This window comes from Streptomyces noursei (genome assembly GCF_001646665.1).
Taxonomy (GTDB): domain Bacteria; phylum Actinomycetota; class Actinomycetes; order Streptomycetales; family Streptomycetaceae; genus Streptomyces; species Streptomyces lavendulocolor.
Genome location: NZ_LWBU01000006.1, coordinates 2046 through 3101 on the forward strand (window position 1 = coordinate 2046; position 1056 = coordinate 3101).

A 1056-nucleotide genomic window follows, 5' to 3' on the forward strand; every position below is an offset into this window, starting at 1 on the left:
CGCCGCCGAGGCCGCCGCCGTGCGGGCGCTCGCGGACGAGTTGTCGGACACCGCTCCGCTGGCGGTCGCCGCCGCCGGGGCCGTCCGGGACGCCGAGGCGGCCGCCGCCGCCCGACAGGCCGACGCTGACCGGCTCGCCGACGCCGAGGCGGCCCTGAAGGACCTGCCGGAGGGCGCGACGGAGGCGGAGAAGGCGCGGGCGGAGCAGGACGTCGCCGACGCGCTGGCCGCCGCCGAGGACGCGGCCGAGGCGCAGGAGGCGGCCGGCACCAGGGCGAAGGAGGCCACCCGGGCGAGGGACGACGCGCGGGCGGCGGCGTCCGCGCTCGTGCACCGGGCCGGGGAGGACAAGGCGAAGGCCCTCGCCGCCCGCGAAGCCGCCGACAAGGCGCTCGCCGACGCCCGGAAGGAGGCCGAGCGGGGCGCCTGCGTCCCCGAGGACCGGCTCACGGTCGAGGTCACCGGACTGCCGGCGACGATCACGGCCGGTACGACGGTCGACTTCACCGTCCGGGTCGGCAACGGCACCGACCGCACCCTCGACGAGGTCTGGCCGTACGTGAAGGTGGAGGGCTCCGACGACCTGCTGGACGTGCTGTGGTCCACCGCCGGTTCCCCCGCCTGGCAGGACGCCGACGCCGACCACTACGCGGGCGCGGTCGAGAAGCTGGCGGCCGGAGCGCACGCGGAGGTGAAGGTACGCCTCCGCGTCGCCGCCTCGGCGCCGGCCGGCGACGGCGTGGCGACCGTCGCCGCCGACTACCTCAATGACGACGAGTCGTGCGGCGGGACGCCCGAGTTCCACGAGTACGGCTTCGGTGTCGTGGCCGCGGCCCCCCTGCCGGGCCCGCCCGCCGCCCGGCCCGCCTCCCCGGCCCGCCAGCCACAGGGCGCGGCCGCCACCCGCCCGCTCACCACCCCCGCCGCGGGCAGCCTCGCCGACACGGGCTCCTCCTCCACCGTTCCGCAGGTCGCCGGCGCCGCCGCCACGGCCGTCGCCCTCGGCGCGGGCCTGATCCTCGCCGTACGCCGGCGGAGGCCGGACACCGAGGCGTG

At 79.1% G+C, this 1056-nt stretch carries 1 protein-coding gene; it reads left to right on the forward strand.

Going from position 1 to position 1056, the window contains the following annotated elements; translation table 11 throughout:
* Window positions 1-1056 (forward strand): LAETG motif-containing sortase-dependent surface protein (locus A4V12_RS00710; protein WP_159028799.1); only part of this gene is annotated, 1056 nt, incomplete at both ends.